Source organism: Bacillus sp. FSL K6-3312 (genome assembly GCF_038007485.1).
GTDB classification, from domain to species: Bacteria; Bacillota; Bacilli; order Bacillales; family Bacillaceae; genus Bacillus; species Bacillus pumilus.
Genome location: NZ_JBBOXI010000003.1, coordinates 1 through 7,063, shown reverse-complemented (window position 1 = coordinate 7,063; position 7,063 = coordinate 1). Strand labels below are relative to the sequence as shown.

Here is a 7,063-nt window from a genome sequence, read left to right as displayed (position 1 = left end):
TGTTTCTATATGTATCAAGATAAGAAAAGACACGATTCTGACTCCGTCAAAATCGCCTAAAAATCTGGCGAAACCGCCATCTTTTTAAAAACCAAAAACCCAAAAACAAAAAAGAAGCCAGTAATATACTAGCTCCTCAAAAATAAACCCAATCTTATCTTTCTTTACTTGCAGACATGAAGGAAAGGTCCCCCATTTAAATTCTAACCAAATAGACTATTTTTTATAACATCAATCTTTCAATGATCACTCTTCCACATTCTAGCATATGATAACAAGAATTTTGATCTCCCCATTATCAATCTTCGTTTCATAAAAAAGCAATTTGATTTTACAATCAGATTGCTTTTCCCCATTAAGAACCAATAACATAAAATGTTTTTCTTAATAAAAAATCCAAAACAGCCATAAGTTATAAAAAAAAGCCCGCAAATATTAAAAGCATCCTGCTTATGTTCAGGGTGCTTTTAATATTTGATTTTAATCAAACAAAAAAGGAGTCAGCAAAGTGCCGGCTCCTAAAGACCTTTTCGCACACGGAAACGTTGGCGTTGGAGGTTCCCCATTAAAATTCTAACCAAAATCATTATTTTTTATAACCTCGATCTTTCAATGATCACTCTTCAGCAAACTCACATATATTGGAGTGAGTATTGAAACCCCATCGTTAATACTCACCAACCTCCATAAATTTCGTTTTTATAAAAAGCAATCAGATTTAAAACGTCAGATTGCTTTTTATTTCAGAAAAATCCACACCACATATACGCATCAACATATACTAAAAAGAGCACTTGTCATCCTAACTAGAGGAATTCGGCATCCTCATCATGAAAAGGTCGGCGTCCTAAAAAAAATTTCCCCTCAGGGGGAGATTTTTTTTATTTTTTTCACTCTTTTTCACAAACATTCATACCTTAAAGAATCATAACCTATCTCTGACGACTAGAGCATTCAGCTAGTCGTTATTTTTTATGCAACCTGACTAAACCTGGCATTCAAAATACAACTGCCGTCACCCGCCCACAAAAATGGTGGGATTGAAAAAGAGACAAACAGAAGAGCATAGAACAAGTAAGGTCATTTCATGGCGATCAGTCCGACCTTCTTGGCCATTGCTATTTATGCGTTCCTGCCGACTGTAACCAGTGGAAATATCACGTTTAATCAAAAACCTAATAGTTCACGTGTTATTTCCAAGTGACTGTACCCGATATTTTCAATGACAACATGCAAAAAACAGGTCATATTCTCCCTAGCTGTACATCCAAAAGTCATTGCTGTCAGCATCCATATTCACATGCACACAAGTAAAAAGAATCGGTTTTGTTGGGGAATTTCTCACTTTCTAAATATTTACTAAATCTGTAAGATAAAGAGAAACATTTACGACAGGCAAAAGGGTGGGGATGATGATGGCCAAAACAATTGCATACGAAGAAGTCGCCAACATGATGAATGAATGGTACGGGGTAATTAAAAAAAGAAAAGTAGACGAAGCAATACAGTTAAAAGAACAGATTAAAAGAATACTTCCACACATGGAACAAAATCAAGACCTGCTCCTGTATTTCAACCTTTTGGATTTTAGAAACAATCTTTTGATAGATGATGCGCAGCGACTAAAAATCAAAAGTCGTACAACCATCAAAAAAGAAGATATTCAAAAGACGGACGACATGATTCAATACTACTTTTACTTTTTCAACGGACAATTTGAGTTTCACAACAAGAATTACATTGATGCGATCAACTTTTACAAAATTGCCGAAGATAAGCTAAAGAAAATCCCCGACGAAATTGAACACGCCGAATTCCACTACAAAATTGCCATAGTCTATTACCAAATCGATCAGCACTTCTTTTCACTTAGTCACGCAGAAAAAGCACTCAATTCCTTCAAATCCAACGATCAATATATATCAAGACAACTCCAATGCGAAATGGTAATAGCACATAACAAAATGGAATTAATGAGTTATAAAAAAGCTGATCAACATTATTCAACCATCATTAAAAAATCAGATGAAATCGGGGATTCATACACCAAAAGTTTAGCTCATTACAATATCGGTATCAGTTATGAAAAACGTGGTGATCTATTACAAGCTGAAAGCCATTTACTAAAAGCAATTGATATACCAGAACACAGGGAATCATTGAACACCATCCGCACATATTACATGCTTAGCAAAGTCTGTTTTAAAAGTGAAAAAACTGATAAAGCTCTTGTCTGGTACAAAAAAGCATGGAATCTAGCCGAGGAAAATAACGAAGATGAATACAGAGCAAAACTCATGATAATAGATGCACTTTACAACAATAGTCACATAAACAATATTCACCACGCCATGAAGTACCTAGAGAAAAAAAGACTATGGACAGATATAGCCGAATTGTCACGAGAAATAGGCAATCACTTGAAAAATAAAGGAAATATCACGCAAGCCGTTAAATATTATGAACAAGCACTTGTTGCAAAAGACGAAATCATAAAAATGACGGAGGCGTTAGAATGAAATGGATTGTCAGCTTATCTATACTAGCTCTATTGATCACTGGAGTAACTGTTTATTCAAGCACTCATCACGATCAACAAATTGCTGAAAAGGCTGTATTTCCAACATGAAATGGATTGTTAGCTTATCCATACTGGCACTATTGATCACTGGAGCATCTATCTATTCAAACACTCAAACAGATCAGAAAATCGCTGAAAGAGGTGTAGTAGGCGTATGAGTTGTTATGAAAAAGGAATAGGACCAACATAAAAACATTTAAACGCCCTATAAGGCGTTTTTTCTTTGTTTGCATCTTTTTATATCTGAACAAAAATAAAAGCGCTCAGAATCGAATCTGAACGCTCTCAGAGGCATTTAGAATTACAGCCTCGGTATTTTTATGTATTTAATCATGCATCTTATCATCAAATTAAAATCGTTTCAAAACGAAAACGGCTCAATCCATTGATATGACTGATTTTTGACAGTTTTCTTTGTCCGTAGTACCCCCCTGTTAGCATGGGGGGGTTCTAGTTTGGCTCTCGGTGCTCCGCTTTTCGTTGCCACTCAGGCGACTGTCGCCGCCTTTTCGCTTCGCACCTTCGCCAAACTAACAAGGATTAGGATAGTAATCTATTATACCATTCTTCTTCCAAAATTCCCAACGGTACAATGCCTGGCATTCTGCTTTCAACGGAGAGAAAACCCACAGCACCTATTTAGGTGCATAAGTGGGCACTGGTTCCCTAGTGACTCTTTTCGGGCTCTGCCCAAACCCGCCAACGGTCAGCCCGTTGGATCGCAAATATTCAAACCCCCTACCCCCGATCTTCGGGGGATGCCCCTTCGGCGGGCGCAAACAAACGGGGTTTGTTTGAATCAATAGGCTTTGGGTCTCGTGAATGAGTCAACTCCTTAATGCTCACTTCGTTCCGCTTACCGTTGACTCATGCCATATGTTTTTCACTCCATTTTTTAAACAGTAACGCTCCTTTTGTGTGCACACTTTTCCGAAACAACACAAAACAAACACGAACTTAATTCACCATGATTGAACCCTTGTTGCGACTGATTTTTTTGCAAAACGTTACCTTTCGTTTGGTAACATAGCTCTCCTTTTCAAACAAAGTTAAAAGAGGCATTTCTTAAACTTATATCTAATTATATCAAAAGGAATTTACATTCCATTCCCTAAATCGGGAGGGATTCATTTGGAAAAAAAATTATTAACCATGACACAGATCGCAAAACAATTAAACCTTGCTGAATCCACGGCAAGATTTTATAGAGATCGGTTTGAAAATTATATTCCATCTGTTGGTGAAGGGAGAAAAAAACGCTATAAACCCGAGACCATCGAAGTGTTGCGATTCATTGCGGAAGGGTTCAAACGCAACCTAACCGCAACTGACATCGAAGAGGGCTTATCCCGCATGATTGCAAGAAATACTGAATTTGAAGAAGTAACCGCAACAACAACCGCAACAGCGCAACAGCAATCAAAAAACGAGCCAAATCACTACGCTTTACAGCTTCAAATAGCAATCGAGCAAATGAACGCAGCTATACAAGTTATTGGTAATCAAAAAGAAGAGATTGCTGAATTGCGAAAACATGTTGCGATTATAGAAAACAAGCAACAAGAACAACAAGAATACATAAATACCAAACTCGAAGAACGAGATAAAATGCTAATGGAATCAATAAGGGAAATACAAGAATCCAAAAAGCAACTTGTAGCTATTCAACAAAAAAAGTGGTGGCAATTTTGGAGATAAACTATCCATGAAATGGCGCACTTATACACACGCCTGTGTGAGTGCTAAAATCTTTCGATTTCCGTCAAGCGTGTCATGAAAAAGTTTTGAATTAGACGACATACCAAAAAAGCAGACTAAATAAGCCTGCTTTTTTAATTTGTTATGTAATTTTCAATACCAACTTGCCAACGTGCCATACCTTCAAATTTAGCAAAAAACAGCTCAAACAAAAAAATCAGTATTCACCAATCGTACATTTATTAAAAACTATGCTTTAGGTCTATCAGTAGAAATAAATTCTAATAAAAAACAAACTAAAGTTAAACCGATAGAAATTTTGATACTATCTGCAATACCAATTGAACATATAACACCAACAAAGAAAACAAATAAGAATCTAAAAAGTGAAACGAAAATAGTCTTTAGTATATTGTCTCCCATTATATGTTTTGCAACTGTAATAAATATATTGTCAAGAGTAAATGAATAACAAACTAACGCTAAACTCACAATGATAATTTGAGTGAAATCTACATTTAACCCTAATGACTTAACGATTACACTTATTGATCCTGTAGCAATCAAAACTATAAACATAATTACTGCTGTAGGAATTAAAGACAACAAAAGTGCACCAACAAATGTGGAAAACACATATCCCTCATTTGTTTTATTCTCTTCAGCTTCCCTTTTTTCGCCTCTATACATAAAAAAGAAAAACAACGAAAAGAAAAATAAATAAATTAACATAGTAATTACAAACAAATCCAATCCTGATCTCTCCTTATAAAAATATTAAAGAAGAGAGTGAATAATATTATTCACTCTCTTCTTTAATATTAATATATTCAATATCTATACCAAAAAGAAAACAACAACTTTAGCGATTAATTGCGCGTCACCTGGAGGAATTCCAGCTGCCATTAAAGCCGCAGTAACTTTAGCTTCACCGAAAGATGTTAACTGATCAATTACATCAGCTGCTTTATGTGACCATTTACTACAAGCATCACCAGCTTTTTGAGCCCACTTATGAGGAATTTTCTTTATTAAAGTCCCTAAAGCTGGGCCACCTACTCTTAATGCTTTGACTAGAATTTGTTTACCAAAAGGAATTCCTTTTGTACTCATTGTTGGATCATTTCCAACAGGAAGGGTAGATGTATTTGTTTTACCTATGTTACCAACACTTTCACGATTTGCTTCCGCAGCACTAGCATAACTAGGCGCAATAGCAGAAATTCCAAAAACACTTAGTGAAACCAATAAGAAAAATGATATGAATTTCTTCTTCACTTTAATCACTCCATCCTCTTTTCTTCAACAAAACCCATGCTACCATTAAATGAGATATTTTAACCTTAAAATTACTTTAAAGGTTAAAATAGTAATAATATTATTTCAAATTATATAGCCAATGGTTACCAAAACAACAATAGACTTTTTCATAAACTTTCACTCTCCCAAAAGTTATTTGAAATAAAACGTAACATAATATTTGCTAAAAATACCTTAATTGTAAAAGTTTTTAAAACGCTTGCGGACACCGCAATCAAAAAAGAAATTTCACCTGCCATATTGACATAAAGAAAGCAGACCCATGATAGGTCTGCTTTCTATGTGATTATGTAATTCTTGATCCCAACATGCCAATGAGCCATGACTTCAAATGTCTCATTCGCCACTTCATCATCATCTTCTTCAATTCTGATCAGATCTCCATCTTCCGCATCCGTCAAATTCAGTTCCTTATGAATATCTTTCAAGATCCCGCCGTAGCCGATCAACCGCCTAGCATTGAGTGCATCATCCAAATAATAAACCGTATCCAAATTTTCCTCGGTCACTTCATTTCCACGTATCACATCAGTGTCTTTCACTGGATACTTTGAAATCTCTAAAATGGCTTTTTGCTCTTCCATTTCTTTACGCACTTCTTTTTCAATTGCTTCCGCATCGATTCCCTTTTTTCCTTTGACACGCTGCACGTGTACGATTGGTGTATAATCCAATTTCATTGCACGTTTCCAAAAGCTTGTCCACTCTGCTTGTTTGATATAGCTTTTACCTGTGAAATAACTTCTTTTCACTGGAATTAATACATGAAAATGAGGATGATATGTATTCTCTTCATGATTTTTTGTAATTTCTAAAGCTCTGAAAAAACCAAGTGTTCCAGTTTTCACTTTTTTGTATTGAAACAGCTTTCTAAAGCCTTGCATCATATCAGTAATCGTTTGTTTTAAATCATCGCCCTCAACATTTTTCACTGTCAACGTAAGAAATATCCATGCGGGCTTATATTGTCTGTTTGCTTCTTCGACGATCAATTTATTATGACTCGCAATTTTTAACGACCTTCGCCACGCACACATAGAGCATAACCTCACTTTACAAAAATAGGCTTGAGCTAGCTTTAACTTGCCCGTTTTTCTGTCTCTCTTAAACACAAGATATTCCGCACAATCACAGACTTTTTCAGCTTTTTTCAGAAAATAAGGAGAGCCAGTGCGCTTTTCCAACGCCTCATAATGAGCAGAAATAAGTGACGATTTCATCTTTTTTCCTCGCCAATCCCGCTTTTTTCCTGTTGCGGTTTTGTCCTCAAGGATGGTATAATCTGAATTGAAATCACCAAAATTGTATGTATTACACATAAAAAAACTCCTTCTGACGCTAGTTATCTAGCATTCTATTATTTAAGATTCGACACCTTAATAATAGCAGATGGAGTTTTGTGCTGTCAAAATGTCTTTAAAGCCTTGACACGACTGGATTTATCGCACTTTTTCAAAATGACAG

Annotated in this window: 5 protein-coding genes; 2 read left to right on the top strand and 3 right to left on the bottom strand. The window is 35.7% G+C overall.

What is annotated here, in order from left to right:
* Positions 1 to 1,415 precede the first annotated feature (1,415 nt).
* Together MHI11_RS20840 and MHI11_RS20835 are read left to right on the top strand one after the other, a co-directional pair.
* Positions 1,416 to 2,519, top strand: a complete 1,104-nt coding sequence (locus tag MHI11_RS20840; protein ID WP_216927891.1) for a Rap family tetratricopeptide repeat protein — start codon at positions 1,416 to 1,418, stop codon at positions 2,517 to 2,519.
* Between the two features lie 1,193 nt (positions 2,520 to 3,712).
* On the top strand, positions 3,713 to 4,279 hold the full coding sequence (locus tag MHI11_RS20835; RefSeq protein ID WP_216927890.1) for a DUF3967 domain-containing protein: 567 nt from the start codon (positions 3,713 to 3,715) through the stop codon (positions 4,277 to 4,279).
* A 249-nt stretch (positions 4,280 to 4,528) separates the two neighbouring features.
* On the opposite strand, the gene MHI11_RS20830 is transcribed toward MHI11_RS20835, so the two are convergent.
* The 3 genes from MHI11_RS20830 to MHI11_RS20820 form a co-directional block, all read right to left on the bottom strand.
* On the bottom strand, positions 4,529 to 5,032 hold the full coding sequence (locus tag MHI11_RS20830; protein ID WP_216927889.1) for a hypothetical protein: 504 nt from the start codon (positions 5,030 to 5,032) through the stop codon (positions 4,529 to 4,531).
* An 84-nt stretch (positions 5,033 to 5,116) separates the two neighbouring features.
* On the bottom strand, positions 5,117 to 5,566 hold the full coding sequence (locus MHI11_RS20825; protein ID WP_340913956.1) for a hypothetical protein: 450 nt from the start codon (positions 5,564 to 5,566) through the stop codon (positions 5,117 to 5,119).
* Positions 5,567 to 5,877: 311 nt separating this feature from the next.
* Positions 5,878 to 6,918 carry a protein rep gene (locus MHI11_RS20820; protein ID WP_340913957.1) on the bottom strand — a complete coding sequence of 347 codons (1,041 nt, stop codon included), beginning with the start codon at positions 6,916 to 6,918 and terminating at the stop codon, positions 5,878 to 5,880.
* Between the last annotated feature and the right edge of the window lie 145 nt (positions 6,919 to 7,063).

What these genes read in the sequence shown, in the direction of transcription:
- MHI11_RS20840 (WP_216927891.1), top strand. Translation starts at nt 1,416, where the DNA reads ATGGCCAAAACAATTGCATACGAAGAAGTCGCCAACATGATGAATGAA.
- MHI11_RS20820 (WP_340913957.1), bottom strand. Translation starts at nt 6,918, where the DNA reads ATGTGTAATACATACAATTTTGGTGATTTCAATTCAGATTATACCATC.